The organism is Arthrobacter sp. RCC_34 (assembly GCF_041360795.1).
Classification (GTDB): Bacteria; Actinomycetota; Actinomycetes; order Actinomycetales; family Micrococcaceae; genus Arthrobacter_E.
Map to the genome: position 1 here is coordinate 206,764 of NZ_JBFUPW010000002.1, position 26,012 is coordinate 232,775.

Annotated in this window: 18 protein-coding genes; 4 read left to right on the forward strand and 14 right to left on the reverse strand. The window is 68.7% G+C overall.

Translation table 11 applies throughout. From position 1 onward, the window contains the following. The first annotated feature begins 337 nt into the window (after window positions 1–337). A complete protein-coding gene (locus AB6732_RS09795; protein ID WP_370959788.1) occupies window positions 338–4,714 on the forward strand; it encodes an endo-alpha-N-acetylgalactosaminidase family protein in 4,377 nt (1,458 codons plus the stop codon). Window positions 4,715–4,808: 94 nt separating this feature from the next. On the opposite strand, the gene hutI is transcribed toward AB6732_RS09795, so the two are convergent. From hutI to tdh, 3 genes are all read right to left on the reverse strand, one after another. Beyond that, window positions 4,809–6,014, reverse strand: a complete 1,206-nt coding sequence (hutI, locus tag AB6732_RS09800; RefSeq protein ID WP_370959789.1) for an imidazolonepropionase — start codon at window positions 6,012–6,014, stop codon at window positions 4,809–4,811. Window positions 6,015–6,192: 178 nt separating this feature from the next. Continuing rightward, entirely contained in the window at window positions 6,193–7,407 is a 1,215-nt protein-coding gene (locus AB6732_RS09805) for a glycine C-acetyltransferase (RefSeq protein ID WP_370959790.1), read from the reverse strand. A 159-nt stretch (window positions 7,408–7,566) separates the two neighbouring features. Continuing rightward, window positions 7,567–8,613, reverse strand: coding sequence for an L-threonine 3-dehydrogenase (tdh, locus tag AB6732_RS09810; RefSeq protein ID WP_370959791.1), 1,047 nt, complete (start codon window positions 8,611–8,613; stop codon window positions 7,567–7,569). Window positions 8,614–8,793: 180 nt separating this feature from the next. Between tdh and AB6732_RS09815 the strand changes: the two genes are divergently transcribed. Further along, window positions 8,794–10,131 (forward strand): amidohydrolase family protein, encoded by a 1,338-nt coding sequence (locus tag AB6732_RS09815; RefSeq protein WP_370959792.1) that lies wholly within the window; start codon window positions 8,794–8,796, stop codon window positions 10,129–10,131. Window positions 10,132–10,497: 366 nt separating this feature from the next. After that, complete coding sequence (locus tag AB6732_RS09820) at window positions 10,498–11,415, forward strand: LysR family transcriptional regulator (RefSeq protein ID WP_370959793.1); 918 nt, start codon at window positions 10,498–10,500, stop codon at window positions 11,413–11,415. Between the two features lie 114 nt (window positions 11,416–11,529). Here AB6732_RS09820 and AB6732_RS09825 read toward each other — a convergent pair whose 3' ends face one another. The 8 genes from AB6732_RS09825 to AB6732_RS09860 all read right to left on the reverse strand — a co-directional run bounded on the left by AB6732_RS09825 (window position 11,530) and on the right by AB6732_RS09860 (window position 21,464). Next, window positions 11,530–12,699 (reverse strand): Gfo/Idh/MocA family protein, encoded by a 1,170-nt coding sequence (locus AB6732_RS09825; protein ID WP_370959794.1) that lies wholly within the window; start codon window positions 12,697–12,699, stop codon window positions 11,530–11,532. Between the two features lie 65 nt (window positions 12,700–12,764). After that, entirely contained in the window at window positions 12,765–13,823 is a 1,059-nt protein-coding gene (locus tag AB6732_RS09830; protein ID WP_370959795.1) for a LacI family DNA-binding transcriptional regulator, read from the reverse strand. 108 nt (window positions 13,824–13,931) lie between these two features. After that, on the reverse strand, window positions 13,932–15,587 hold the full coding sequence (locus AB6732_RS09835) for a sugar ABC transporter substrate-binding protein (RefSeq protein WP_370959796.1): 1,656 nt from the start codon (window positions 15,585–15,587) through the stop codon (window positions 13,932–13,934). A 43-nt stretch (window positions 15,588–15,630) separates the two neighbouring features. Then, window positions 15,631–16,614: a carbohydrate ABC transporter permease gene (locus AB6732_RS09840; protein ID WP_370959797.1), complete on the reverse strand. Its 984-nt coding sequence runs from the start codon at window positions 16,612–16,614 to the stop codon at window positions 15,631–15,633. Continuing rightward, window positions 16,614–17,591, reverse strand: coding sequence for an ABC transporter permease (locus AB6732_RS09845; protein ID WP_370959798.1), 978 nt, complete (start codon window positions 17,589–17,591; stop codon window positions 16,614–16,616). Before AB6732_RS09845 ends, AB6732_RS09840 begins: the two co-directional genes overlap by 1 nt. A 159-nt stretch (window positions 17,592–17,750) precedes the next feature. Continuing rightward, window positions 17,751–19,436, reverse strand: coding sequence for an FAD-binding dehydrogenase (locus tag AB6732_RS09850; protein WP_370959799.1), 1,686 nt, complete (start codon window positions 19,434–19,436; stop codon window positions 17,751–17,753). A gap of 120 nt (window positions 19,437–19,556) precedes the next feature. Further along, window positions 19,557–20,363, reverse strand: coding sequence for a hypothetical protein (locus AB6732_RS09855; protein ID WP_370959800.1), 807 nt, complete (start codon window positions 20,361–20,363; stop codon window positions 19,557–19,559). Between the two features lie 87 nt (window positions 20,364–20,450). Then, window positions 20,451–21,464, reverse strand: a complete 1,014-nt coding sequence (locus AB6732_RS09860; RefSeq protein WP_370959801.1) for an isopenicillin N synthase family dioxygenase — start codon at window positions 21,462–21,464, stop codon at window positions 20,451–20,453. Window positions 21,465–21,701: 237 nt separating this feature from the next. On the opposite strand from AB6732_RS09860, the gene AB6732_RS09865 reads away from it, so the two are divergent. Then, window positions 21,702–22,460, forward strand: coding sequence for a DUF3472 domain-containing protein (locus AB6732_RS09865; RefSeq protein WP_370959802.1), 759 nt, complete (start codon window positions 21,702–21,704; stop codon window positions 22,458–22,460). A 124-nt stretch (window positions 22,461–22,584) separates the two neighbouring features. On the opposite strand, the gene gatB is transcribed toward AB6732_RS09865, so the two are convergent. Genes gatB through gatC form a run of 3 tightly spaced genes read right to left on the reverse strand, consistent with a single transcriptional unit; the run spans window position 22,585 to window position 25,904 of the window. Then, the gene (gene gatB / locus AB6732_RS09870; protein WP_370959803.1) at window positions 22,585–24,093 is read right to left on the reverse strand and encodes an Asp-tRNA(Asn)/Glu-tRNA(Gln) amidotransferase subunit GatB; all 1,509 of its coding nucleotides are present in this window, start codon (window positions 24,091–24,093) and stop codon (window positions 22,585–22,587) included. Beyond that, window positions 24,093–25,604 (reverse strand): Asp-tRNA(Asn)/Glu-tRNA(Gln) amidotransferase subunit GatA, encoded by a 1,512-nt coding sequence (gatA, locus tag AB6732_RS09875; protein WP_107002105.1) that lies wholly within the window; start codon window positions 25,602–25,604, stop codon window positions 24,093–24,095. Before gatA ends, gatB begins: the two co-directional genes overlap by 1 nt. A gap of 3 nt (window positions 25,605–25,607) precedes the next feature. Further along, window positions 25,608–25,904 carry an Asp-tRNA(Asn)/Glu-tRNA(Gln) amidotransferase subunit GatC gene (gene gatC / locus AB6732_RS09880; protein ID WP_107002106.1) on the reverse strand — a complete coding sequence of 99 codons (297 nt, stop codon included), beginning with the start codon at window positions 25,902–25,904 and terminating at the stop codon, window positions 25,608–25,610. Window positions 25,905–26,012 lie beyond the last annotated feature (108 nt).

A 26,012-nucleotide genomic window follows, 5' to 3' on the forward strand; every position in this document is an offset into this window, starting at 1 on the left:
ACGTTTCGTTCTGCGGTCACGGAGTTTCCGGCCCGATCCCGCGGAACCGCGCGGCGGGAGGGTGCTCGGCAAACAGGGCGCCTCTCCCTCGGGAGGCCGGCGCGACCGGCATCCGACATCGGACCGCGCTTTCGTGACGTCGATGATCACTCTGCAAGCGGCCCGCCGAGAGGTGCGCGAAGGTAAGCATCCTGTGCACAAATCGATCAGAACATGTCACAAACCTCTTGTGATCTGTCGCACATTGAACAATAGTTACCATTACCGCACTTTTTCGCTCAGAGAGGAGCATCCCTTGAGGATTCACAGACCCACGCGGCGGGGCATGGCCTGGTGCATGGCAGGGGCACTGGCACTCCCCCTCACCGGGCTGGCCGGGAGCCTGCCCGCCTGGGGTGACGCGCCGTCGTCGGCCCCCGAGCAGGCGGCTGTCGCCCCATCCGCCAAGACCAGACCGCCCACCCCGGGCAAGGACCAGGAGGTCCTGGTCACCGGGAAGCTCGCCGCGGTCGTGTCCACGACGTTCCCCCAGGTCATCAGCTATCTGGACCGCGACGGCGGCGGCACTCTCGCCGGAACCCGACAGCCGCTCAGCACGCTGAAGATCAACGGCACGGAGCAGAGCGTCACGGTCACCTCGCGCAAGACCGACGACACCACCATGACCTACACGCTCACCGTGCCGGGGCTGCCCGGCGTCGCGCTGGATGCGTCTCTTGGCCTCCAGGGCAACGCGGTCACGTTCCGCATCACGGCCATCCGGGACACGGCGGAGAACAGGGTCTCCACCGTCGAAATCCCGGGTCTCAAGCTCGTCACCGTATCCTCGGCGGAACCCGGGGCGCAGCTCGCCACCACGCGTCTCTCCACCAACCGCAACGCCACCGGCGACACCTTCACCCCCGTCACGGCCACCACGCCCGTCGACGCCAAGCCCAAGGGCTCCGCCTACGCTCTGGCGGGCACGGCGAAACTGGCCGCCGCCGTCGAAAGCAACTCGCTCTATGACGCGTCCTCCGGGCCCGCCAACCTCGACGGCAGCCGCTTCTTCAGCCAGGTCACCGCGGCGCCGGACGGTGGCCGCGAGGCCTCGATCGCAAGTGGCGCCTGGCTCTACCGCGCCGCCGGTTCCAGGACGACCGAAGAGCTCCCGTGGGCCAAGGTGGCGATCACCGCGGACGCCAACGCGGACCACCAGGTCGACTGGCAGGACGCCGCGATCGCGTTGCGCTCCATCGCCGTCCGCCCGAACAAGGGCGAGCAGACCGCGGACAACGTCATCACGCACATCCCTTTCAACTTCGCCTCCCAGGCCACGCACCCGTTCCTGCGCACCCTCGACGACGTCAAGCGGGTCTCCCTCGCGACCGACGGCCTGGGCCAGGTCGCCATGCTGAAGGGCTACACCTCCGAGGGCCACGACTCCGCCAACACGGACTACGGGAACAACTTCAATGAGCGGGCCGGCGGGCTGAAGGACCTCAACACCCTCGCGTCGGAAAGCGCCCGGTGGAACGCCAGGATCGGTGTTCACGTCAACGCCACGGAGATCTACCCCGAGGCCAAGTCGTTCAGCGAGGATCTGCTCAATGCCGACAAGAGCAAGGGCTGGAACTGGCTCGACCAGTCCTACGGCATCAACCAGCGCGCGGACATCAACACCGGCAAGCTCGCCACCCGCATCAAAGAACTCCGCGACGCCACGAACAAAAATCTGGACTTCGTGTATGTCGACGTCTACTACTCCTACGGCTGGGTCGCTCAGAAGATCCAGGACGAACTCGTGAAGAACGGGTTCCGCGTGGGCTCCGAATGGGCGTACTCGCTCAACCGCAACAACACCTGGTCCCACTGGGCCAACGATGAGAAGTACGGCGGCACGGACAACAAGGGCATCAACTCCCAGATCCTGCGCTTCGTGAACAACAGCCAGGCCGACGTCTGGAATCCTGACGTCCGTCTCGGCGGCAGCCACATCGTCGAATTCGAGGGCTGGACCGGCCAGAACGACTACAACGCGTTCACCAAGAACGTGTGGGAATCCAATCTGCCCACCAAGTTCCTGCAGCACCACGAGATCATGCGCTGGACCCCCGAGAGCGTCGACCTCAGCGACGGCGTCTCCGTCACCGGCTCCACGGCCGCTGACCGCACGATCACGGCGGACGGCGTCGCCGTGCTGAAGGGCCGCGACTACCTGCTGCCCTGGTCCTCCAAGGACAACGGCAAGGCCGACAAGCTGTACCACTACAGCGCCGCAGGCGGCTCCAGCACCTGGGCGCTCGGCAAGGGCTTCGCGAACGCCCACGAGCTGAGCGTCTACAAGCTCGGCGACAACGGACGGACGCTCGTCACCACCGTGCCCGTGGTGGACGGGCAGGTCACCCTCACCGCCGAAGCCGGGCAGCCCTACGTGCTCGTGCCGCGCGGCAAGGCGTCGCAGCTGCCCGCCACAGCGCAGTTCGGCTCCGGAACGCCGTTCCAGGACCCCGGCTTCAACGGCTCAGGCCTCGCGGCCTGGAACCCGCAGGGCTCCGTGCAACAGGTCCGGGACGCCAAGGGCCGCCGGTACGCCGAGCTCGGCTCCGGCGCCTCTTCCATCTCCCAGAAGCTCGGACAGCTCGCGACCGGGACCTTCTCCGTGAGCGCCTGGGTGGAGATCGAACCCGGCAAGACCCGGGACACCCGACTCACCGTCGACACCGGTCAGGGCAAGACTCAGGAGTACGCCCTCGACCGCTCCACCGCCCGCAACTACGTGGCGGGTGACGAGAAGAACGGCACGTTCTTCCAGCGCATCCGCGTCCTGGTGGACCTGCCGCAGGGCGGCCGGCCCACGGTCCGGCTTTCGGCGGACGACGGCGACGCGAAGGTCAGGGTGGACGACTTCCGGGCGGTGAAAACGGCTCCCTCGCAGGCCGGTTCGGCACAGACCGGCGCCGTGCTCAAGGAGGACTTCGAGAACGTCGACCAGGGCTGGTGGCCCTTCCTCAAGGGCGACGCCGGCGGCACCACCGACCCGCGCACCCACCTGAGCATCCGGAACGCGCCCTTCACGCAGCAGGGCTGGTACCGCAACACCGTGGACAAGACCCTGAACGGGAACTTCTCCCTGGTGGCGCACGAGGAGAACGACGGCCTGGTCTACCGGACCTCCGACTCCACCGTGAAGCTCACTCCCGGCCACAGCTACCGGGTGTCCTTCGCCTACCAGAACTCCCTGGCCGACCAGTACAGCTGGGTCTGGGGATACGACGCCAAGGCGCCGGTCACGGTCGAGAGCAAGCCCCTCCCCGCCCAGACCAAGACCACCCGCTTCGCGCAGGAGTTCACCGCCGGCAACTGCGGACGGTACTTCACCGGTCTGAGCCGCACAGGTTCCGCGGACGGCGCGGACTTCGTCCTGGACGACTTCCTGCTGGAGGACCTCGGCCCCGCCTCGGCGGTGCCTGCCTGCGCCACGGTGTCCGGCACGCTCGACGCCGACGTGATCCAGCAGGGCAAGGCCACCGAGTTCACCACGGTGCTGGAGAACAACGAACCCGCACCTGTGAGCGACGTGTCCGTCAGCCTCCAGCTCCCCGAGGGCTGGACCGCCGAGGCGAAGACCCCTGCGACGACAGCCACCCTCGCCGCCGGCGCGACGTTCACCACCACCTGGGCCGTCACCGCGCCGGCCAGTGCGGACGGGAGCTATTCGATCGGCGTCAAGGGGACGTACCGGACCACCGCGGATCCTCAGGGGCCACGGACGGCGAGCGCCGCCGTCGCGGTCAAGACACTGCCCAAGCCGCCGCAGCAGGACGTGTACGCGAGCGATCATGACTGGGTCAGTTCCAGCAATGGCTGGGGTCCCGTGGAGAAGGACCAGTCCAACGGTGAGCAGGGCGCCGGTGACGGCACGCCGATCACGCTCAACGGCGTCGTCTACCCGAAGGGGCTCGGCGCGCACGCACCGTCCACGGTGAAGTACTTCCTCGGCGGCTACTGCACCCGCTTCACGGCCGACGTCGGGATCGACGATGTGCAGAAGAGCCGCGGCTCCGTGATCTTCAGCGTCGTGGCGGACGGCAAGGTCAAGGCCGTCAGCCCGGTGATGCGGCCCGACTCGGCCACGGCGAAGCTGGACGTCGATCTCACGGGCGCCCAGTACGTTGAACTCGTGGCGGATCCGACCGCCGACGGCAATGGCAATGATCACGCGGACTGGGGTGGCGCCCGCTTCAGCTGCTCCGATCAGCGCCACGATGCCCCCGCCGCCGAGCTCTCCGGCACCGTCTACGCCTCGGACCTCTCGTGGGTCAGTGAGACGAACGGCTGGGGACCGGCCGAGCGGGACACCGCCAACGGCGAGGAGAACCCTGGCGACGGCCCGGCCCTGACGCTGGACGGCACCCGGTACGCCAAGGGCATCGGCGTCCACGCGGACTCGTCCGTGGTGCTCGACGTGCAGAAGAAGTGCACGGCCTTCACCGCCCTCGTGGGAGTGGACGACAAGAAACTCGGCAAGGGCCTGCAGGGCTCCGTCGTGTTCGTGGTCCTGGTGGACGGCGCGGAGAAGTTCCGCAGTGCGGTCCTCAGCGCACCGGATGCCGCGGTCCCCGTGAAGGTCGACGTCACGGGCGCCTCACGCGTCGAGCTGAAGGCCCTCACCAACGGGGACGACGGCGGCGACGACTGGGGTGACTGGGCGGACGCCCGCTTCACCTGCTGAGCCGTATCCTCCCCCTGCACGCGAAGTAACAGATGACGCCCCTAAAACTCGGTTTTAGGGGCGTCATCTGTTCTCTCGCGGAGGCGGCGCGGGCTCAGACGACTTGCACGCCCGCCTGCCAGACGGCGTGGGTGAGCGGCATGCCGGGACGGTAGGCCAGGTGGGTCGCACTCGGAGCGTTCAGCAGGTGCAGATCCGCGCGGTGCCCGACGGCGATCGACCCGACCGCACGACGCCCGTCGACGTCCTCGCCCACCTCGCGGTGCAGGGCCAGGGCGCCGCCGAACGTCGCGGCGCGCACGGCTTCGTGGACGCTGAGGCCCATCTGGAGCACCGCGGTGGTCACGCAGTAGTTCATGGCACTCGTGTAGCTGGTGCCGGGATTGAGGTTGGAGGCGATCGCCACCTGGACGCCCGCGTCCAGCAGGCGGCGGGCCGGGGCGAGGGGCTCCCGCGTGGAGAGGTCGCAGGCGGGCAGGCACGTGGCGACCGTTCCCCGGGGGCCGCGGCCGCCGTCGTAGGCCGCCCAGCTGTCCGCGAGCGCTGCGACGTCGGCGTCCTCGAGGTAGTTCACGTGGTCGACGCTCGCGGCGCCGAGCTCGACGGCGAGGCGCACGCCGGCGCCCGGGCCGAGCTGGTTGCCGTGCACGCGCAGTCCCAGACCGGCGGCGGCGCAGGCTTCGAGCACGCGGCGCGACTGGGCCTCGTCGAATGCCCCGCGCTCACAGAACACATCGGCCCAGCGGGCGTGCGGGGCGACGGCGGTGAGCATCGGCCCGACCACTTCCTCCACATAGGCCTCCGGCTCGACGCCCTTCGGGACGAGGTGTGCTCCGAGGAACGTGACCTCATCGGCCACCTGCGCGGTCACGCGGGCCAGCGCCTCCTCGTGCTCGGTGCTCAGCCCATACCCGGTCTTGGCCTCGAGATACGTGGTTCCGCCCCGCAGGGCCTCGGCACGGCGCGCCCGGGCGAGTTCGAGGAGTTCCTCATCGGAGGCGGCTCGCGTGGCGTTCATGGTGACGCCGATGCCGCCCGCGCTGTAACTCTCCCCCGCCATCCGCGCTTCGAATTCGGCGGTGCGGTCCCCGGCGAACACGAGGTGCGTGTGCGAATCCACCCAGCCGGGCAGCAGCGCGCGGCCCTCGGCGTCGTACACCTCGTCCGCGGCCGGGGCGTCGGCAGCCTGACCGACCCAGGCGATGCGTTCACCGTCGACGACGACGGCCGCGTCCTTGAGGACCCGGTGCTCGCCGTCCTGGGTCATGAGTTCGGCGATGTTGGTGATCAGGAGGCTCATGGTTCCCATTCTCCCGGGACACACCCGCCCCGTCCCGGACTCGCCTCCACCCGTGTCCGGTATCCCGGACCAAACCCGCCCCCCTTAACCATCGACTGCTCCATACGATGTCGTTTTCCTCGGATTTCCGGGGATTTCGACATCGTATGGAGCAGTCGATGAAAGAAGCAGGCGCGGGTCAGGAAGCCTCGGCCCGGGCTGCCACGAATGCCTGGACGCACGCTTCGACGTCCTCGGCGCTGTGCCGCGCGGAGAGCTGCACGCGGATGCGGGCCGCGCCACGGGGCACCACGGGGAAGCTGAACGCGGTCACAAACACACCGTGCTCCAGCATCGCCGAGGCGACCTTCGCCGCGAGGACGGCGTCGTGGAACATGACGGGGATGATCGCGTGCTCGCCGTCGAGCAGTTCGAAGCCCTCCTCCTGCATGCGACGGCGGAACAGCGCGGCGTTCTCGAAGAGTTTCTCGCGGAGTTCCCCGGAGTCCCGCACGAGTTCGAGCGCCTTGAGCGTCGCGGCGACGATGGCCGGAGCGAGCGAGTTGGAGAACAGGTACGGGCGGGCCTTCTGGCGCAGCATCGCGACGATCTCGGACCGGCCGGAGACGTAGCCACCGGACGCGCCGCCGAGCGCCTTGCCGAAGGTGCCCGTGTAGATGTCCACGCGGTCGCTGACACCGGCGTGCTCGGGGGTGCCGGCGCCCGTCGCACCCATGAAGCCGACGGCGTGCGAATCGTCCACCATGACCAGCGCGCCGTACTTGTCGGCCAGATCGCAGATCTCGCGGAGCGGGGCGAGGTAGCCGTCCATCGAGAAGACGCCGTCCGTCACGACCACCACGCGGCGCGCGGCCGGCTGGCCGGGCGCGTCCGACGTCGCCTCGCGGAGCTTGGCCTCCAGATCCGCCATGTCCTGGTTGGCGTAGCGGAAGCGGCGGGCCTTGGAGAGGCGGATGCCGTCGATGATCGAGGCGTGATTCAGCGCGTCGGAGACGATCGCGTCCTCCGGGCCGAAGAGGGATTCGAAGACGCCGCCGTTGGCGTCGAAGCAGCTCGAGAACAGGATCGTGTCCTCGGTGCCGAGGAACCGGGAGACCTGGCGTTCGAGTTCCAGGTGCAGGTCCTGGGTGCCGCAGATGAACCGGACGCTCGCCATGCCGAAGCCGTGACTGTCCATGGCGTCCTTGGCCGCGGCGATGATCTCCGGGTGATCCGCGAGACCCAGGTAGTTGTTCGCGCAGAAGTTGAGCACCTCGCGGGTGGGCTGGCCGAGCGGGCCGGCGGTGATCCGGTTGGACTGCGCCGAGGTGATGTTGCGCTCTTCCTTGAAGAGGCCGGCGGTGCGGAGATCGTCGAGCTCCGTGGCGAGCTGGTCCTTGATGAGGCCGTACATGATGGTCCTTTCGGCGGTGCCCGCGGGGCGGGCGCCCCCTTGCGAGCTTACGAGGGTGAGGTGCGTGCGGGAAGGCCTGGCGCGGGAAGGCCCGGTCCGCCGAGGACGACGGCGCGCGGAAGCCGTCGCGCGCCGTCGTCGTCAGTCAGCGGCGGGCGGTCAGAGGGTGCGCCAGTCGAGCACGACCTTGCCGCCGTGCCCGCCGCGCGCCGCTTCGAAGCCCTTCTCCCATTCCGTGGCGGGCAGGACGTCGGTGATGACGGCGGAGATGTTCCGGTGCAGCACCGGGTTGGAGGAGAGCATGGCGCTCATGGCGTACCAGGTCTCGAACATCTCGCGTCCGTAGATGCCCTTGAGGGTCAGCATGTGGGTGACGACCTTGCCCCAGTCGATGTCGATCGACTGGCTCGGCAGGCCGAGCATGGCGATCCGGCCGCCGTGGTTCATGTTCTCGATCATCTCGGGCAGCGCCGTCGGGTGTCCCGACATCTCGAGGCCGATGTCGAAGCCCTCGCGCATGCCGAGTTCCCGCTGCGCGTCGCTGATGCGAGTGGTGGAGACGTCGACGGCGAGGTCCACACCCAGGGAGCGGGCCAGTTCGAGGCGGCTCGGCGAGACATCGGTGATGGCGATCTTGCGGGCCCCGGCGTGCCGGGCGACCGCGATGGCCATGAGGCCGATGGGGCCGGCGCCGGTGATGAGGACGTCCTCGCCGACGAGCGGGAAGCTCAGGGCCGTGTGCACGGCGTTGCCGAAGGGGTCGAAGATGGCGCCGAGTTCCGGGGTGACGCTGGGGTCGTGGTGGACCCAGACGTTCTCCTCCGGGATGACGACGTACTCGGCGAAGGCGCCGTCACGCTGCACGCCCACGCTGGAGGTCCGGATGCACATCTGGCGACGGCCGGCGCGGCAGTTGCGGCAGATGCCGCAGACCACGTGCCCCTCACCGGAGACGCGGTCTCCCACCTTGACGTCCCGGACATCCTCGCCGATCTCCACGACCTCGCCGTAGAACTCGTGGCCCGCGATGAGCGGAGCATTGATGGTGCTCGCCGCCCAGGCGTCCCAGGACTGGATGTGCAGGTCGGTGCCGCAGATGCCGGTGGTGTGCACGCGGATCTTCACGTCCCCGGCACCGGTGCCGGGTTCGGGGCGGTCCACGAGTTCGAAGCCGGGCCGTGCCCCGGACTTGTACAGAGCCTTCATGAGTCCCATTACAAGCCGTCAAAAGGCTTAGAACAAGCTCAAGTATCTCATTCCTGAGTTAAGGATTTACTTAACTGTTTTGTCGAGGGCTGGCGGGATCTCTTCACCATGGCGTAACTTTGGTATTCCAAACTTAGTGAGCAGCGCCACACTCACGCCCTTTCCCCAAGGAGACTCCCCATGTGCACCCATGACCACGACAGCGCCGTCCAGCCGCCCAGCGACCTCCCCCGGCGCGGCGTCCTCGCCGGGGCCGCGGCCCTCGCGGGCATCACCGCGGCAGGCATCGCCGCACAGCTGGCGGCGGCGCCCGCGGCCCAGGCCTCCGACCGCCCCGCCGCTCCGGTGCACCGGGGACGCCCCGCGACGCCGGGCGCCGTGATCATCGAGGGCGGCACCGTCGTCGATCCGCTCACCGGTAGCGCGATCGAAGACGGCGTCCTGGTGCTCGACGACGGCAAGGTCGCCGCCGTCGGAAATCGGGATACCACTCGGCGAGCCGTCGCCGCCGTCGCCCGCCGCGCACAGCGCCTCCAGGCGCACGGGCGCTGGGTGGTGCCCGGACTGGTCGACGCACACGTGCACGCGAACGGTCTGGAGGATGTCCGGCTTCATCTGCAGAATGGCACCACGAGCGTCCGGAGCGGCAGCAGCAGCTTCTACCAGGACGTGGCCCTCGCCGCGCTGCCCGAATGGGCGCCGGGCCTGTCCCCGCGCATGCTCGCCGCCGGCTTGTTCGTCTCCCCGGACCAGGGCGATTCCATCCTGGCCGACCCGGATCTGGCGCCGCTGGCCGGACTGAAGAACGGTATCCGGGACGTGCAGGATCTGGCCTACTTCACGAGGGTCAACCTCGCCCGCGGCGCCCGGGTGATCAAGACCCGCGCCAATCCCCGGGCGGGCATCCCCGAGCAGGACCCCCGGGAACTCGTGTACGGGCGGGAGCAGATCGCCGCGATCGTCAAGGCCGCCCGCGGCGCCGGTGTGCTGTGCCACGCCTACAGCGCCGAAGGCATCGACGGCGCCGTGCGGGGCGGCGTGAAGAGCATCGAGCATGGCGTGTACCTGACGGAGGCCACCATCGCGGAGATGGTCCGCCGTGGCACGTACTTCACCCCCACCCTGCAGGCCGTCGACAGCATGGCGACCGACCCGAACCCGATCCTGGCCGCCCGCGGCAAGGAGTACACGCCGATCCACCAGGCCGCCGTCCGAGCGGCCCACGAGGCGGGCGTCACGATCGTGGCAGGCACCGACTCCTTCGGCACCGACGTGACGCCGCTGGGCACCGAAGTGCGGCGCCTTCACGAGGCAGGACTGTCCACGCTCGAATCCCTCCGTGCCGCGACGACCTACTCCGCCCGACTCCTGGGCCTGGAAGGCAAGGCCGGGAGGTTCACCGTGGGCGGCTTCGCCGACGCGGTCGTCGTGGACGCCGACCCGCTCAGCGACGGCACGGCCTTGGAGAAGGTCAACACCGTGGTGGCCCAGGGGGTCGTGGTCCGGAACGGGCTGTGAGGTGTGGCGGGGCGGGGTTCGATTGGGCGGGGGGTGGAACGAGAGGGCCGAGCCCGGAGGTCCACCTGTCCGGTCCCTCCTATGCCGACGTCGCTATCGGGCGCACGTATCCCGCCGACCTCGCTATCCAGGGTCCGAACTCGCTGCCGACAGTCGCGATGTCAGACGCCGGACAGCGAGCTCGGCCCCGGAATGCCGTCTGCCCCGCCCCGCAAGTCGCCGAGTCCGCCGTCCGTGCTGTGAGGTCGCTACATGATGTAGCGACCTCACAGCACGGACAGCGGACTCAGCCGGATCCAGCCACCGCCGAAACAACCACCCTTCAGCGCTCCTTCATCGTCACGCCAAACGATTTAGGATGTGCTCATGGATATCCGTCAGCTTCAGGTCCTGCGGGAACTCGGCGAACTCGGCAGCGTCAAAGCGGTCGCGGAGACCCTGATGGTCACGCCGTCGGCCGTGTCGCAGCAGCTCATGCTCCTGCAGCGCAGCGTGAAGGTGCCGCTGACGCGCAAGGACGGGCGCACGCTGGTCCTCACCGAGGCCGGCGAGGTGCTCGCGGGTGCGGGGGCCGCCGTCGTCGCGGCGATGGCGCAGGCACGTGCGGCGATCGATGCGTTCCAGGAGGCGCCCGACGCCTCCGTGACTGTGAGCGGATTCCACTCCGCGGGCCAGGCGCTGTTCGCACCGCTGGCGCGGGCCCTGTCCGGCGAGGGCCAGCCGCGCGTCCGGTTCACCGACGAGGACGTCGCGCAACAGGACTTCCCCGCACTCACCGCCCGGCACGACCTCGTCCTCGCCCACCGCATGGAGCACAGTCCGCCGTGGCCGCGGGACCGGGTCGCCGTGATCGAGCTGACGCGCGAGCCCCTGGATGTCGCACTGCCGGCGGGCCATCCGCTCGCGGACCACGAGGAGCTCACGGCCACGGACGTGGCGGGGGAACCATGGGTCACAAGTCGCCCGGGCTACTCCCCCGACGACGTCCTGACCGCCGTGGCGGCCCTGGCCAGCACGCCGCTGGAGATCGTGCACCGCATCAACGACTATTCGACCGTCGCAGCCCTGGTCGCCGACGGCGGAGTGCTGGGTCTGCTCCCCCGGTACACCTCGCGCGCGGCGCTGGGGCAGTCGCTGCCGGAGGGCATCGTGCTGCGGCCACTGCAGGGCCTGGACACCCGACGGTGCATCGATCTCCTCGCCCGGCCCGAGGCGCTGGAACGCCGCAGCGTCCGACGCGTGGCCGAGGCGTTCGGCGAGGTCATGGGCTCGCTCGTCGGCTGAAGACGAGCTGGTAGATGAGGCGCCCGGCCCCGAGGACTTGTGTGCTCAGTTGTTGCGGGTGTTTCCGGGAAACACCCGCAACAACTGAGCACACAACGCCTCAAAGGGCAAACATCAGGCCGTCTGACCCCGTTCGAAGTACTCCACCAGCTCCGGGTCGAGCGGCGGCACCGGCAACGCGGAACCGTCGCCGCGCAGCGATTCGGCCGCGAGAATGCCAGCCGCCACCGCCTGACGTGCCGCCACCGGAGACGTCTGGGTCTGACCGCCGTCGCGCACGAAGCGCAGGAACTCCCCGATCAGGAGCGGATCCGCGCCACCGTGTCCGCCGTCGCCGTCGAGGATCTCCACTTCGAGATCCGGCTCCGCGAATCCGTAGCTGGACCGTGTGTTCCAGACCTTGATGGTCTCCCCCGGCCCGTCGCCGAAGTTCTCCAGGCGCCCCTCCGTGCCGATCACGGTGTAGCTGCGCCAGTAGTCCGGCGTGAAGTGGCACTGTTCGTAGGAGGCGAGCACGCCGTTGTCGAGCACCATGTTCATCATGGAGATGTCCTCGACGTCGATCTCCTCGGCGAGGTCCGTCTGCGCCGCGGGCGGCCAGTTGTCCACGGAGAACCAGTCCCCCATGCGCCGGTCGGAGTTGTCCCGCCGGCTCGTGACATCGCCGTAGACCGCGAGCTTGCCGATCGCCGAGACCCGCGCCGTGTACCCGCCGGCGAGCCAGTGGATCACGTCCAGGTCGTGCGCGCCTTTCTGGAGCAGGAGCGTGTTCACGTTCCGGCGCTGGGCGTGCCAGTCCTTGAAGTAGTAATCCCCTCCGTTGCCCACGAAGTGCCGGCACCACACGGCCTTGACCTCGCCGATCAGACCCTGCTTGATGAGATCCCGCATCTGCGTCACCACCGGCATGTGCCGCATGTTGTGGCCGACGTACAGCCGGGTGCCGGTCTCGCGCGCTGTCGTGAGGATCGAGTCGGCCGCCTCCAGCGAGATGTCCAGCGGTTTCTCGCAGAACGTCGCGATCCCGGCCTTGAGCGTCTGGACCGCGACGGCGGCGTGCTGGCTGTCCGGGGTGAGGACCAGGACAGCGTCGACGCCGGAGTCCAGCACATCCTGGAGGTCGCCGGTCACCGTCACGTCGGGAAGCGCTCTGGCGGCGTCCGCCCGGCCCCGTTCGCTCGTGTCGCAGACGATGGTGACGCGCGATCCTTCGCCGGGCTTGTGGGCGTGACGCCACAGGCCGGAGCGCAGGCCGAAGCCGACGACGGCTACGGAGAGATCCATGAGGGTAGTTCCTTTGCTGTTGACCCGTCCCCTTGGTGAGGAGGTGGGTGATGTCGCCGGTCCGCTCAGACCGGCTTTCCTGTTGATGCGCGTTCCCAGACTTCCCAGGGGAAGTCGTGCAGCTCCCCCACGGGGCGCTGGTCCGTGGCGAGCTGCACCATGAGCTCGGCCACGCGGCCCAGCAGATTCCGGGGACCCACACTGGTGAGAGCCGGGCTGAGCCGTTCGCCGGCCAGGGTGTTGCCCACCCCGGCGATCGCGATGTCCTTGCCGACCACGAGTCCCAGACTCTGGGCCGCGTGGACGGCGCTGATGGCGATGTAGTCACTGGTGGCGTAGACGGCGCGTGGCCGGTCCTCCGGAGTCAGGAGCTTGAGGGCTCCGGCATACGCCGACTCCGGGGAGCCGTCGATGTCCGCCAGCCTGTTCTCCGGCGCGGTCCTGCCGCGGTCCGCGAGCGCCGAGTGGAACGCGGCGGCACGGCCGCGGTCCGTCCGGGAGGCGCCGGGACCCAGGCACGCGACGTCGTCCCACCCGTCCAGCAGGTGGTCGACCAGTTCGCGGCAGCCCCGCAGATCGTCCGAGCGGACCACGTCGAATCCATCCGGTTCCACGGTGCTGTCGAAGACCAGGAGTTTCAGCCCGCGGCTCGCCAGACCGGCGAGAGCGCTGCGCTGCGCCGGCTTCACGGCGTCGATGAACACCGCGTCCGCCTGGGTGCGTTCCAGCGCGACGTTCCAGTCGTCGTCCGCCATGATGAGCGGAGTGAGACCGTGGCTGCGCGCCTGGGTGCTGACCGCCTCGACGACCTCCAGAGACCAGGGGTCCTGGAGCATCGTCATGGAGAGCAGCACCGTCTGCGTCTTGCCGGTCCGCACCGCCCGGGCCGCCTGGTTGGGGCGGTAGCCGAGTTCCTCGGCCGCATCCCGGACCCGCCGGGTGGTCTCCTCCTTCACCCCCGGACCCTTGGAGCCGGAACCCCGGCCGGAGAGGACGTAGGAGACGGTGGCCGTGGAAACCCCGGCAAGATCAGCCACCATGCGGATGGTGGGACGGACCGTTGCGGGCGAGGCGTTCCCGGCGCCCGTGGAGGTGTCCGTTCCTGCCGCTGTGCGTTCGCTCATGATCTGACCTCTTCCCCCGGGACATCCCGGAACCGACTCGCCCCGCCCGTGCGGTGGACCTGCGGCAACTCTAGCCACAGGGCCCACCGCCCGGGTGTCACGCCATGCCTAGCGCCGGAAGACCGGCACGTCGGACGGGAGCTGGGACTGGTACTCGTCCCGGATCTTGTCGCCGCCGTCGTTCTTCCAGCGCTTCACCGCGTCCTGCAGATCGCCCACCTTGGCGCGGCCGGTGATGATGTCCACCACCTTGTCCCGCAGCTGCTTGGTGATCTTCGCGCCCACCTTGGAGTTGGTGTCCGAGTAGGTCCCGTTGGTCGGGTTGCGCCAGGCCAGCTCCAGCAGCTTCTTCTCCTGCTGGTAGATGTACTTGGTGTCATCGTCGAAGCCGGGGTTGAAGACGACGTTCTCCGGGCTGGACATGATGTTCAGCGCCGAGGCGAGGCCCGGGATGTTCGTGCTGCCGGACGAAGTGAAGACCGGGTTGCCCTCGCCGTCGACCGTGAAGTCCTGGCCTTCGGCGCCGAAGTTCTTCTGCATGTACTCGGCCGTGCCGAACGGCGCGGAGAGGTAGTTGATGAGGGCGAGCAGTTCGCGGATCTTGCCCTCATCGGCCTTCTTGAACGGCGTGAAGCCCACGGTGCCGTAGCCCATGTCGTAGGTCGGCTTGACCTTGCCGTCCGCGCTGAACGGCACCAGGATGTCGAACGCCTGGTCCTTGTTGAAGGCGCGGTAGGCCTTGAGATCGTGCGGGCCCACGAGGACCTGCGCGGCGACACTGCCGTTGGCGACACGGTTACGGATGTCCGGGACGTTCACGTCCGGGTAGAAGACCCCGGCGGCGAACATCTTCGCCACGAATTCCACACCCGCGTGATACTCGTCCGTCTCGTACAGATGGGTCAGGGTGCGGTCCTTGTTCACCGCCCAGCTGTTCGGGGCGCCGTACCACTCGGTGACCATGTGGAGCACGTTCACGTAGGCGGGCTCGAGGGCGTACTTCTTCTCGCCGGGCCGCGTGAGCTCCTTGGCCTTGGCCAGGAACTCGTCCGCGTTCGCGGCGGTCAGGCCGCCCACCTTGCCCCAGACGTCGCGGCGGCCGGACATGATCTGACCGAACGGCGTGCTCGGGATGGGGGCGCCCCAGATCTTGCCGTTGACGACGGCGGTCTTCCAGGAGTCCGGCTTGAGGGCGGCGAGGTTGGGGTACTCGAGGACGGCGTCACCGGAGAGGTACTTGGTGAGGTCCTGGAACTTCGCCTCCAGCATGGGGCCGACGTTCGGGATGCCCTGGTTCGGCGGGACCCACATCATGTCCGGCAGATCGTCGCTGGCGAGCACCGTGGCGAACTTCGCCGGGTACCCGTCACCGATGTCCTCGGCGATCTGCAGTTCCAGCTCGCCGCCCAGTGCCTGGTTGAGCCGCTGCCAGAAGGCGTTGTCCTTCATGCCGGGGCTCATGGTCTCGAAAGTCTCGGTGAGGCCCGTGACCTTGCCCTTGAGCGGCTTGTCCTTCACGGACACCACCGACTTGGGCAGCTTGAAGAACGCGGCCTGCAGGCCCTTGGCGTCGCCGGCCAGGTCCGGCGTGACGCCGGTGAATTCCTTGTAGGTGGGGAGCTTGACGCCGGCGGAGGCGGCCGCGCCGCCGCTTCCGCTGGAGCTGCCGCCCCCACAGGCCGAGAGACCCACGGTGGCGACGGCCAGGCCGGCCAGGCCCAGGAAACCGCGGCGGCTGACGCCGTGGGATGCGAGAGTGCTCATAGGGGTGCCTTTCGTTGACAGGTGAGCTGGAGAGGGAGGAGGGTCAGCCCTTCACCGCGCCCGTGAGGACGCCCTTGGTGAAGTGCTTCTGGAGGAAGGGGTAGACCATGAGGATGGGCACGAGCGCCACGACCACCACGGCCATCTGGATCGACTGGCTCGGCGGGACGGAGGAGACCCCCAGCCCGTCCGCGGCCCCGGAGCCCTGGACCACGAAGTTGCGGAGCAGAAGCTGGATGGGCCACTTCGCGTGGTCGTTGATGTAGAGGAGTGCGTTGAAGAACGAGTTCCAGAACGCCACCGCATAGAAGAGCCCGACGACGGCGATCACGGCCTTCGACAGCGGCAGCACGATGCGCCACAGGATCTGCCAGTCGCTCGCGCCGTCGATCCGCGCGCTTTCGATGAGCTCCGCGGGGATGTTCATGAAAAAGGAGCGCATCACCACGAAGTTGAAGGCGCCGAAGATGCCGGGCAGGATGAGCGACCACAGCGAGTCCAGCAGTCCGAGCTGCCGGATCATGAGGAAGCTCGGGATCAGGCCCGGGGCGAAGAGCAGGGTGAACAGGACGCCCAGGATCACCGGGCGGCCGAACAGCACGGAACGGCTCGTGGCGTAGGCCATGGTGATGGTCACGAAGAGCGCCAGCGCCGTGCCCACGATCGTGATGAAGGCGCTGACTCCGAGGGACCCGATGACCATGGGTCCGGCGAAGATCGTCTCGTAGGCCTTGATGGTGGGGCGTTCCGGCCAGAGGACGAATCCTCCGGCCTGGGCCAGCTGCTGGTCATCGGCCAGGGACGTGGACACGACCAGCAGGATGGGGATCAGGATGGAGGCGCTGAACAGCACCAGGATGACGGCCTTGACGATCTGGTAGAGCGCCGAGGGGCGTTCCTTCCAGGCGGGCCGGCGGGTATCGCGTTCCGCGGCGGCCCGTGAGCGGGCGGCTCGGCGCACCGCGAGGCTGCCGGGCGTCCCGGCGTCGTCCTGCGTCTCGGTGTTCTGCGAGGTGAGCGTGGTCATCAGCCGACCTTCCTGGCGAAGATCCCGTCCTCGCCGAACTTATGAGCCAGGGAGTTGGCGCCCCAGATGAGCAGGAGGCTGACCAGCCCCTTGGCGAGGCCCGCGGCGGCGCCGGAGCTCCAGCCGCCGCCCACCACGCCGGTGTAGTAGGTGAAGGTGTCCAGCACTTCGGCGGCGCCGGCGCCGACGGCGTCGCGCTGGAGGATGAACTGCTCGAAGCCGACCGAGAGGATGTCGCCGATCCGGAGGATGAGCAGCAGGACGATCACGGGCCGGAGGCCCGGCAGCGTGATGTGCCACATCCGGCGCCAGCGGCCGGCGCCGTCCGCGGCGGCCGCCTCGTAGAGGGAGACGTCGATGCTCGCGAGCGCCGCCAGGAAGATGATCATCGCCCAGCCGGCGTCCTTCCAGATCATCTGGGCGACCACCAGCACGGGGAACGTGTCCGGATTCGTCATGAACGGGATCGGGTCCATGCCGAACTGGCGCAGCGTGTTGTTCACGAATCCGGCCCCGCCCAGCATCTGCTGGAACAGCGCGATCACGAGGACCCAGGAGAGGAAGTGCGGCAGGTAGGCGATGCTCTGGAAGATGCGGCGGACCCTCATGCTCATGAGCGAGTCCACGATCAGCGCGAGCACGAGCGGCACCGGGAAGAGGAACACCAACTGCCAGGCGGCCAGGTAGAGCGTGTTCCAGAGGGCGTGCAGGAAGTCCGGGTTGTGGAACAGATCCACGAAGTTCTGCCAGCCGACCCACTCGCTGTCCGGGATGCCGAGATAGGGCTGGTAGTCCTGGAAGGCGATCACGTTGCCGAAGATCGGGATGTAGAAGAACAGCAGCAGGAAGACGATGCCGGGCACCATCATGAGCAGCATCTGCCGGTCCTGACGGAGTCGGACGCGGAACGGCTTCTTGCCGCCTCGGTCCGGGATCGACGACGGCGGCGGACCCTTTCGCTGGGCTGCGAGTGTCATGGGGCTCCTCGTGAGTCCAGGGCTGCCGGGGGCGCAGCCTGCGTTCTCAAAACGTTGTTAATCGATTAAGTCCTTAATCGATTAACTGATCGTATGTGACGCAGGTCTCAGGCGCAAGAGATGACGTGAAGAAGGTGAAAACGATGCCGCAGCCGCGGGTCACAGCCTCCCGGCGAGGTCCCGTCCGGCCTTCAGACCCGTGAAGATGCAGCCGCCCAGGAAGGTGCCCTCGAGGGCGTTGTACCCGTGAGCGCCACCGCCGCCGAATCCCGCCGCCTCCCCCACGGCGTACAGGCCGGGCACGGGATGACCGTCCTCGCCGAGCACGCGGGAGGCGAGGTCCGTCTGCAGCCCGCCCAGGCTCTTCCGGGTCAGGATGTGCAGTTTCACGGCCACCAGAACGTCCCGCGGATGACCCGCCTCATCGAGGAAGAGATGCGGTCTGGCCACCCGCACCAGCCGGTCCCCCAGGTACCGTCTCGCGTTGTGGACGCTCTGAGCCTGGGCGTCCTTGGAGAACGCGTTCCGGAACTCCGCGTCGCGCTGCCGGATGACGTCCAGGAGCGCGTCCTCGCGGACGGGCGCCTCGGGGGCGATCCGGTTCATGCCCCGTACGAGCGCCGCCACCGAATCCGCGGAGACGAAATCCGGGCCATGATCGACGAAGGCCTGCACCGGTCCGGGGATCCCCCCGCCTAGGCGAGTCTTGAGCAGGAGCTTGCGGTCGCGATGGGTGATGTCCGGGTTCTGCTCCGAGCCGGACAGCGCGAATTCCTTCGCCAGGATGCTCCGGCTGACGATGAACCAGGAGTGGTCGTGTTCCGCGAGTTCCGGGGTGTTGCGCAGCAGCCGCAGCGTGCCGAGGGTGTCATGCCCGGGGAGGCCCGGCGCCGGGAGGCGGCGTCCGAGCGCGTCGAGCCAGAGCGGTGACGGCCCGGGCAGGATCCGGATGCCGTGGGCGGGCCACACCGGGTCCCAGTTCCGTATGCCCTCCGTGTAATGCCACATCCGGTCCCGGTTCACGAGACGGGCCCCGGCGGCCTCGGCCGGCGCGTACATGCTACCGTCCACGTACGCGGGGACGCCCGTGATCATCTCGCGGGGCGGAGTGCCCAGCCGTGCGGGCCAGAACTGGCGCACCAGCCGGTGATTCCCGCCGATCCCGCCGCTTGCGAGCACGACCGCCTGCGCCCTCAGCTCGAACGTCCCCACCGTCCCGTCCGGACTGGCCGCACCGCGCGGCCCGGCGTCGTCGGCCAGAAGATCGCCCTGCACCCCGACGACGGCGCCGCCCTCCACGAGCAGCCCGCGCACCTTGTGGCGGTGCAGCAGCGTCGTTGCGCCGTTCTCGACGGCGGCGTGGGCTGCCGCTGCGAACGGCGACACGACGCCGGTTCCCGTGCCCCAGGCGATGTGGAAGCGCGGCACGGAGTTCCCATGGCCGCCCACACGGCCGTCGCCCCGCTCGGCCCAGCCCACCACAGGAGTCAGTTCGATGCCTGCCTCCCGGAGCCACGCCCGCTTCTCGCCCGTGGCGAATTCGACGTAGGCGCGGCCCCAGCGCTGGGCCCAGGCGTCCTGGTCACCCGGACCGTCCGTCCGGTCCCACGCGGCACTCCCCTGCCAGTCGCTCCAGGCGAGATCGAAGGAGTCTTTGACGCGGAGCCTGCGCTGCTCGGGGCTGTCCACCAGGAAGAGCCCGCCGAAGGACCACCAGGCCTGTCCCCCGAGATCCTGCGGCCCTTGCTGATCCAGGATGATCACTCGCTTGCCGGCCCGCGCGAGCTCCCGCGCCGCGACCAGTCCGGACAATCCGTGGCCCACCACGATGACGTCAGCGTCCATGCTGGCAGTCTACGCCGGGCTCACACCCCCGCGAAGGAACAGTTGGCGCCCTGAAAACGCCAGGATGAGGGCACGATGTGTTCCCTCGCGGCGAGGGTCGCGGCGAGGAGAGGGCGGAGTTCAGTCCAGGGCGGCCGGACGGAGGACGAGGACCGTGGCGTCGTCCGCCACCTCGCCGATCCGGGCCTGTTCGCGCCGCAGTTCGGCCAGGAGTTCCAGCGCCCCGACGGGCGTGCCGACACGGCGCAGGAACTCCTCCGCGGAACCCACGAGCGCCAGATCGACGGCGCGCCAGGCCCCGTCGCTGACGAGTGCCACGAGCGCCGGACGGGGCAGCCGCACGAGTTCGGCGTGCTGCGCGGCCTCGGGTTCGCGCCGCGCCACCCAGAGATTGCCGTCCGTGTTGCGCAGTTCCCGGTCACGGCGCAGCAGGCGGCGGCGTTCCTCGGGGTCCGGCTCCTGCCCGGCCAGGGCCTCGTCGACCCGGTGGTCCGCCTGCTCGGCAACCACCACGGTCACGCCGCCCTCCGAATCCTGGACCAGCACCCGGCAATCGGCCAGCGAGGCGATCTGCACGCCGTCGTCGTCCAGATGAGCGAGCGAGACGGCGGCGCTCGGGAAGCGCAGCCGCTCACCACCGACGAGGGGCTGCGCGACGGCGTCGATCCTCCGCAATGCGGCGGCCAGACGGTCCCGGGCGCTCAGCGAGCCGGACATCTCACCCGTCCCGACCCGCGCGAACGCCGTGGTCAGGGCCTGCATGAGCCATTGCGGATCGGTGGCGGCCGGCAGACCGAGAGGTTCCAGCAACGTGGTGGCACCGTCGATGATCCAGGCGTCCGGCCCGGCGAATCCACAGCCGTCCTCCTGGGGATGGGCGTCGCCCTCAGACTGGACGCGGGTCACGATCTCCCAGGAATGCCTCATGGGTCCATTAAAGGCCTGAGCGGCGCGGCCCCCAGGGGTGCCGCGCCGCTCGGGCCCGCATCAGCCGACTCTTCTCTGCCGGCGCGATCAGCCCTTGACGAGGTCGGGGTGCTGGGCGGCGACGACGTTCGGATGCGCCCGCACGCGGTACCGCAGGGCGTTGTCGCCGTAGGTCTCGAGGATCGGGCTGTCGTTGGGGTCCACCGAAAGGCCACGGGCCTTCTCCTGGAACTCCGGGCTGACGGCGAGCTGAGGCATCCGCGCGTCGAGCGCCGGGTTGTAGAAGAACGGCACTGAGATGCGATCCGTCCCGCGCAGCGGCGAGATGACCCGGTGCAGCGTCGCCTTGAGGTAGCCGTTCGTGGCGAGTTCGAGCATTTCGCCGATGTTGACCACGAAGCTCCCCGGCACCTGCGGCGCGTCGATCCACGTGCCGTCGTGCTCCACCTGGAGGCCGCCCTTGCCCGGCTCCACGAGCAGCAGGGTCAGCACGCCGCCGTCGCGGTGTGAGCCGACGCCCTGCTTGGGGTCCGGGTCAGACTCACCGGGGTAGCGGACGATCTTCAGGACCGGGAAGGCCCGGGAGGCGAAGGCTTCGTCGAAGGTGTCCTCGGGCGCGCCGAGCGACAGCGCCAGGGCACGGAGGAGCTCGAGGGAGATCTCGCTCAGACGGTCCATCCACTCGGTGATGATGCCGCGCATCTCGGGCAGCGCCTCGGGCCAGAGGTTCGGCCCTTCCAGCCGCCAGTAGTCGGCGACGCCGTCGCCTGCGGGGACCGCTTCCCGGTCGACGCCGACGTCGATCTGCTCGCGCCAGTCGACCTCACCGGCGGTCAGCTCGCCGCCCATGCGGGTGTAGCCGCGGAACTGCGGGCTGTGGATGTTCTCCAGCGCGAGCTTCTGCTCCTCGGGCAGTTCGAAGAAACGCCGGGAGATGTCGAGGATGGCGTCCGTCAGCTCCTGCGGGACGCCGTGGCCGGAGAGGTAGAGGAATCCCACCTCGTGCATCGCGTCGCGGAGGTCATCGCGGAAGCGGGCAGCCTCCTCCGGTCCAGCGCTCAGACGGGAGAAATCGAGGATGGGCAAAGTTTCGAGGGCCACCACATAATCCTTTTCGCGTTACATTGCAAGCTGAAGCCTGTATTGGCTCCAATATTACGCTCGCTCCCGGGACCCGCCCATCGGCACGTCACGGAAAGTCATGAAGTTGGCCCCGCCCCGTCCCGGGCGACTTCAGGAGTTCTTGTTAAACGATTGACAAGCGAGTGACGTGCATGACGATAATTCCTCGACGGGCCGAGAACGGTCCGCCGCATCGACAGCACATAGGGAGAAGACATGCGGTTAGCCCTCCACCAACGTCTCAGTGCAGTGATCGCGATCGGCCTCACCGCCGTCGCCGCCGGACCCGGAATCCCCGCCCACGCCCAGACCTTCGGCGGCAACGAGCTGCTGTCCTGGTCGGTCAGCTCGGCGCCGGCCGCGGGACTGAGCTCCGTCACGTTCCCGATCACCGTGGCCCCGGCGACGGCCCGCCGCGCGGGCACCTATTTCGCCATGCAGTACGGCTTCACCGGCCAGAGCGACGTCGGCTACACCGGCCTGCAGCCCCGACCGGACTCCCAGGGCTCGGGCCGGCTGCGCGGCGTCTTCTCCTCGTTCATCTCCGGGACCACCTCGACCGACCCCAACTGCACCCCCGGCGCCGACGGCGGTCCGGGCGTCAGCTGCGGACTGGAGTTCAACGCCGTCTACGGCCACACCTACAACATGGTGGTGCGTCAGACCGGCACGGACACCTGGAGCGGCACGGCCGTGGACACCACCACGGGGCAGAGCACTCACATCGGCAGCTACAAGCTGCCCGCCGGGTCCGGCAACCTCAAGCCGTCCCAGTCCGGATTCGTGGAGTATTACGACGTGCCGAGCTGCACCCAGCAGCAGAAATATGACGTCACCTTCGGGGCGCCGTCCTCCGGATCCCTGAGCGGCAAGGTCGCGTGGGTCAAGGAGTACGGCGACTGCCTCGGGCAGGGCAACACCACAGTGACCACGGTCGGCGCCGGCGTGCGGATCACGCGCGGCACTGTCGGCTGAGCGGACCGTTCCCAGGGCGGCGTCCCGCGACGGCGTCCCGGGAACGCCGACGGCTTGGAACGCAAACGGCCGGTGACCGGAGATCAGATCTCCGGCCACCGGCCGTCGTTCGTTCGGGTCGGGTCTAGCCCTCCACGCCCAGCTTCTCGAGGATCAGCTCGCGGACGCGGCCGGCGTCGGCCTGTCCACGGGTGGCCTTCATGACGCCGCCGACGATCGCACCGATCGCCTGCACCTTGCCGCCACGGATCTTCTCCGCGACATCCGGCTGTGCGGCCAGTGCGGCGTCGATGGCTTCCAGCAGGGGGCCGTCATCGGAGACCACGGCCAGGCCACGGGCCACCACGACCTCCTCCGGGGTGCCCTCGCCGGCCAGGACGCCGTCCAGGACCTGGGAGGCCATCTTGTTGTTGATCTTGCCGGCTTCGACCAGACCGTTGACCTGCACGATCACCTCTGGGGTGATGCCCAGCTCGCCCGGGTCCACCTCGGCGACCTTGGCGCGGCCCACCACTTCACCCATCCACCACTTGCGGGCGGCGGCGGGCTTGAGGCCGGCTGCGACGGTCTCCTCGATCAGGTCCATGACACCGGCGTTCACCACGTCCCGGAACTCCAGATCCGAGTAACCCCAGGCCGCCTTGAGGCGCTTGCGGTGCTCGGCGGGCGGCTCCGGCAGGGTCGCGCGCAGCTCCTCCACCCACTCACGGGACGCGACGACGGGAACAAGGTCGGGCTCCGGGAAGTAGCGGTAGTCGTCCGCGTCGCTCTTGGGGCGGCCCGACGTCGTCGTGCGCGTGTCCTCGTGCCAGTGGCGCGTCTCCTGCACGACCTTCTCGCCCGACTCCAGGACGGCGCCGTGGCGCTGGATCTCGAAGCGGACGGCGTGCTCGACGGCGCGCAGCGAGTTCACGTTCTTGGTCTCGGAGCGCGTGCCGAACTTCTCCTGGCCGATCGGCTTGAGGGAGACGTTGGCGTCGCAGCGGACGTTGCCGCGCTCCATGCGGGCGTCGGAGACGCCGAGGTTCTTCACGATCTCGCGGACGGCCGCCACATAGGCCTTGGCCAGTTCCGGAGCACGCTTGCCCGCGCCCTCGATCGGCTTGGTGACGATCTCCACGAGCGGCACGCCGGCACGGTTGTAGTCCACGAGCGAGTAGTCGGCGCCCTGGATACGGCCCGCCGCGCCACCCATGTGGGTCAGCTTGCCGGCGTCCTCCTCCATGTGGGCGCGCTCGATCTCCACGCGGAACACCTCGCCGTCCTCCAGCTCGATGTCGAGGTACCCGTCGAAGGCGATGGGCTCGTCGTACTGCGAGGTCTGGAAGTTCTTGGGGGTGTCCGGGTAGAAGTAGTTCTTCCGGGCGAAGCGGCACGTCTCGGCGATCTGGCAGTTCAGGGCCAGGCCGATCTTGATGGAGGACTCCACGGCGGCCTTGTTGACCACGGGCAGGACGCCGGGCAGGCCCAGGTCCACCTCGTTGACGTTCGTGTTGGGATCGTCCCCGAACTCGTTGGGGGCGGAGGAGAACATCTTGGTCTTGGTGTTCAGCTCGACGTGCACCTCGAAGCCGAGCACGGGCTCGTACTTCTCGAAGACGGAGTCGTAGTCCAGGATCTCGTCGGCGGACATTACTTGGCACCTCCCAGTACCGGGGCCTGCGCCAGCAGCGGGCCGCCCCACTTCTCTTCCAGCAGCTTCTCCAGGGCGCCGGCGGCGCGGTACAGGCGGACGTCCTGACGGGCCGGGGCGAGGAACTGGATGCCCACGGGCAGGCCGTCCTCATCCGCGAGACCACCGGGGATGGAGATGCCCGGGACACCGGCCATGTTCGCCGGGATGGTCGCGACGTCGTTGAGGTACATCGCCAGCGGGTCGTCGACCTTCTCGCCGAGCTTGAACGCCGTGGTGGGCGCCGTCGGGGAGATCAGCACATCGGCCTGGGCGAACGCGGCGTCGAAGTCACGCTGGATGAGCGTGCGGACCTTCTGGGCCGAGCCGTAGTAGGCGTCGTAGTAACCGGCGGACAGGGCGTAGGTGCCGAGGATGATGCGGCGCTTGACCTCGTCACCGAAGCCGGCGGCGCGGGTGGCGCCCATGACGCGCTCGATGGTCAGCGGGCCCTCTTCGGGGAGGACGCGCAGGCCGAAGCGCACGCCGTCGAACTTCGCCAGGTTGCTGGAGACCTCGGACGGCATGATCAGGTAGTAGGCGCCCAGCGCGTACTCAAAGTTGGGGCAGGAGACCTCGACGATCTCGGCGCCCGCGGCCTTGAGCAGCTCCAGGGACTCGTTGAAGCGGTTCTCGACGCCGGCCTGGTAGCCCTCGCCGTGGAGTTCCTTGATGATGCCGATCCGCATGCCCTTGACGTCGCCACTCGCAGCGGCGGCGGCCAGGCCGGTCCAGGACTCCTGCAGGGACGTGGAGTCGTACGGGTCATGCCCGCTGATGACCTCGTGCAGCAGTGCGGAGTCGAGCACGGTGCGGGACACCGGGCCGATCTGGTCCAGCGAGGACGCCATGGCGATCGCGCCGTAGCGGGACACGCCACCGTAGGTGGGCTTCACGCCGACCGAACCGGTCACCGAAGCGGGCTGACGGATGGAGCCACCGGTGTCCGTGCCGAGGGCCAGCGGCGCCTCGAACGCGGAGACAGCGGCGGCCGAACCGCCACCGGAACCGCCGGGGATGCGGTCCAGGTCCCAAGGGTTGCGGGTGGAACCGTACGCAGAGTGCTCCGTGGAGGAGCCCATGGCGAATTCGTCCAGGTTGGTCTTGCCGAGGATCGGCATCTTCGCGGCGCGCAGCTTCTTGATGACGGTGGCGTCGTACGGGCTGTGCCAGCCCTCGAGGATCTTGGACCCGGCGGTGGTGGGCTGGCCCACGGTCACGATCAGGTCCTTGACGGCGATCGGCACACCGGCGAGCGCGTGGAGGTCCTCGCCGTTGGCGCGGGCGGAGTCCACCTCGGCCGCGACGGAGAGCGCCTCCTCCGTGTTGACGTGCAGGAACGCGTTCACCTCGCCGTCGACGGCTGCGATGCGGTCCAGGTGCGCCTGGGTGACCTCGACGGCGGACAGTTCCTTGGCGGCGAGCTTCTCGGCGAGCTGCGCGGCGGTGGAGTGGATGATCTCCTGGGTCATGGCTTACTCCTCATCCAGGATTGCGGGGACCTTGAAACGGTTCTCGTCGGCGTCGGGCGCACCGGAGAGGGCCTGCTCCGCGGTCAGCACATGCCCCACCACGTCCTCGCGGAACACATTGCTCAGCGGGATGGGGTGCGAGGTGGCGGGCACATCGGCGCCGGCGACCTCACTGACGGACTTGACGGAGTCGACGATGACGGCCAGTTCGCCGGCCATACGATCGAGCTCCTCATTGCTCATCTCAATGTGAGCGAGACGCGCCAGATGCGCGACGTCGTCACGATTGATCGCAGCCATGGATCTCCCCTGCAATTGGTGAAAAGGTTTCTGGTCCAGTTTAGTCACTCCGCCGCGGCACGTCCGACCGCGGCGGGGGTGTGGTGCGGGCGCGGCGGCGGACCCACG

Excerpts from the sequence above, each read along its gene's own strand:
- AB6732_RS09795 (WP_370959788.1), top strand. The coding sequence starts at position 338 with ATGGCAGGGGCACTGGCACTCCCCCTCACCGGGCTGGCCGGGAGCCTG.
- hutI (WP_370959789.1), bottom strand. The coding sequence starts at position 6,014 with ATGAGCCTCCTGATCACCAACATCGCCGAACTCATGACCCAGGACGGC.
- AB6732_RS09805 (WP_370959790.1), bottom strand. The coding sequence starts at position 7,407 with ATGTACGGCCTCATCAAGGACCAGCTCGCCACGGAGCTCGACGATCTC.
- tdh (WP_370959791.1), bottom strand. The coding sequence starts at position 8,613 with ATGAAGGCTCTGTACAAGTCCGGGGCACGGCCCGGCTTCGAACTCGTG.
- AB6732_RS09815 (WP_370959792.1), top strand. The coding sequence starts at position 8,794 with ATGTGCACCCATGACCACGACAGCGCCGTCCAGCCGCCCAGCGACCTC.
- AB6732_RS09820 (WP_370959793.1), top strand. The coding sequence starts at position 10,498 with ATGGATATCCGTCAGCTTCAGGTCCTGCGGGAACTCGGCGAACTCGGC.
- AB6732_RS09825 (WP_370959794.1), bottom strand. The coding sequence starts at position 12,699 with ATGGATCTCTCCGTAGCCGTCGTCGGCTTCGGCCTGCGCTCCGGCCTG.
- AB6732_RS09830 (WP_370959795.1), bottom strand. The coding sequence starts at position 13,823 with ATGAGCGAACGCACAGCGGCAGGAACGGACACCTCCACGGGCGCCGGG.
- AB6732_RS09835 (WP_370959796.1), bottom strand. The coding sequence starts at position 15,587 with ATGAGCACTCTCGCATCCCACGGCGTCAGCCGCCGCGGTTTCCTGGGC.
- AB6732_RS09840 (WP_370959797.1), bottom strand. The coding sequence starts at position 16,614 with ATGACCACGCTCACCTCGCAGAACACCGAGACGCAGGACGACGCCGGG.
- AB6732_RS09845 (WP_370959798.1), bottom strand. The coding sequence starts at position 17,591 with ATGACACTCGCAGCCCAGCGAAAGGGTCCGCCGCCGTCGTCGATCCCG.
- AB6732_RS09850 (WP_370959799.1), bottom strand. The coding sequence starts at position 19,436 with ATGGACGCTGACGTCATCGTGGTGGGCCACGGATTGTCCGGACTGGTC.
- AB6732_RS09855 (WP_370959800.1), bottom strand. The coding sequence starts at position 20,363 with ATGAGGCATTCCTGGGAGATCGTGACCCGCGTCCAGTCTGAGGGCGAC.
- AB6732_RS09865 (WP_370959802.1), top strand. The coding sequence starts at position 21,702 with ATGCGGTTAGCCCTCCACCAACGTCTCAGTGCAGTGATCGCGATCGGC.
- gatB (WP_370959803.1), bottom strand. The coding sequence starts at position 24,093 with ATGTCCGCCGACGAGATCCTGGACTACGACTCCGTCTTCGAGAAGTAC.
- gatA (WP_107002105.1), bottom strand. The coding sequence starts at position 25,604 with ATGACCCAGGAGATCATCCACTCCACCGCCGCGCAGCTCGCCGAGAAG.
- gatC (WP_107002106.1), bottom strand. The coding sequence starts at position 25,904 with ATGGCTGCGATCAATCGTGACGACGTCGCGCATCTGGCGCGTCTCGCT.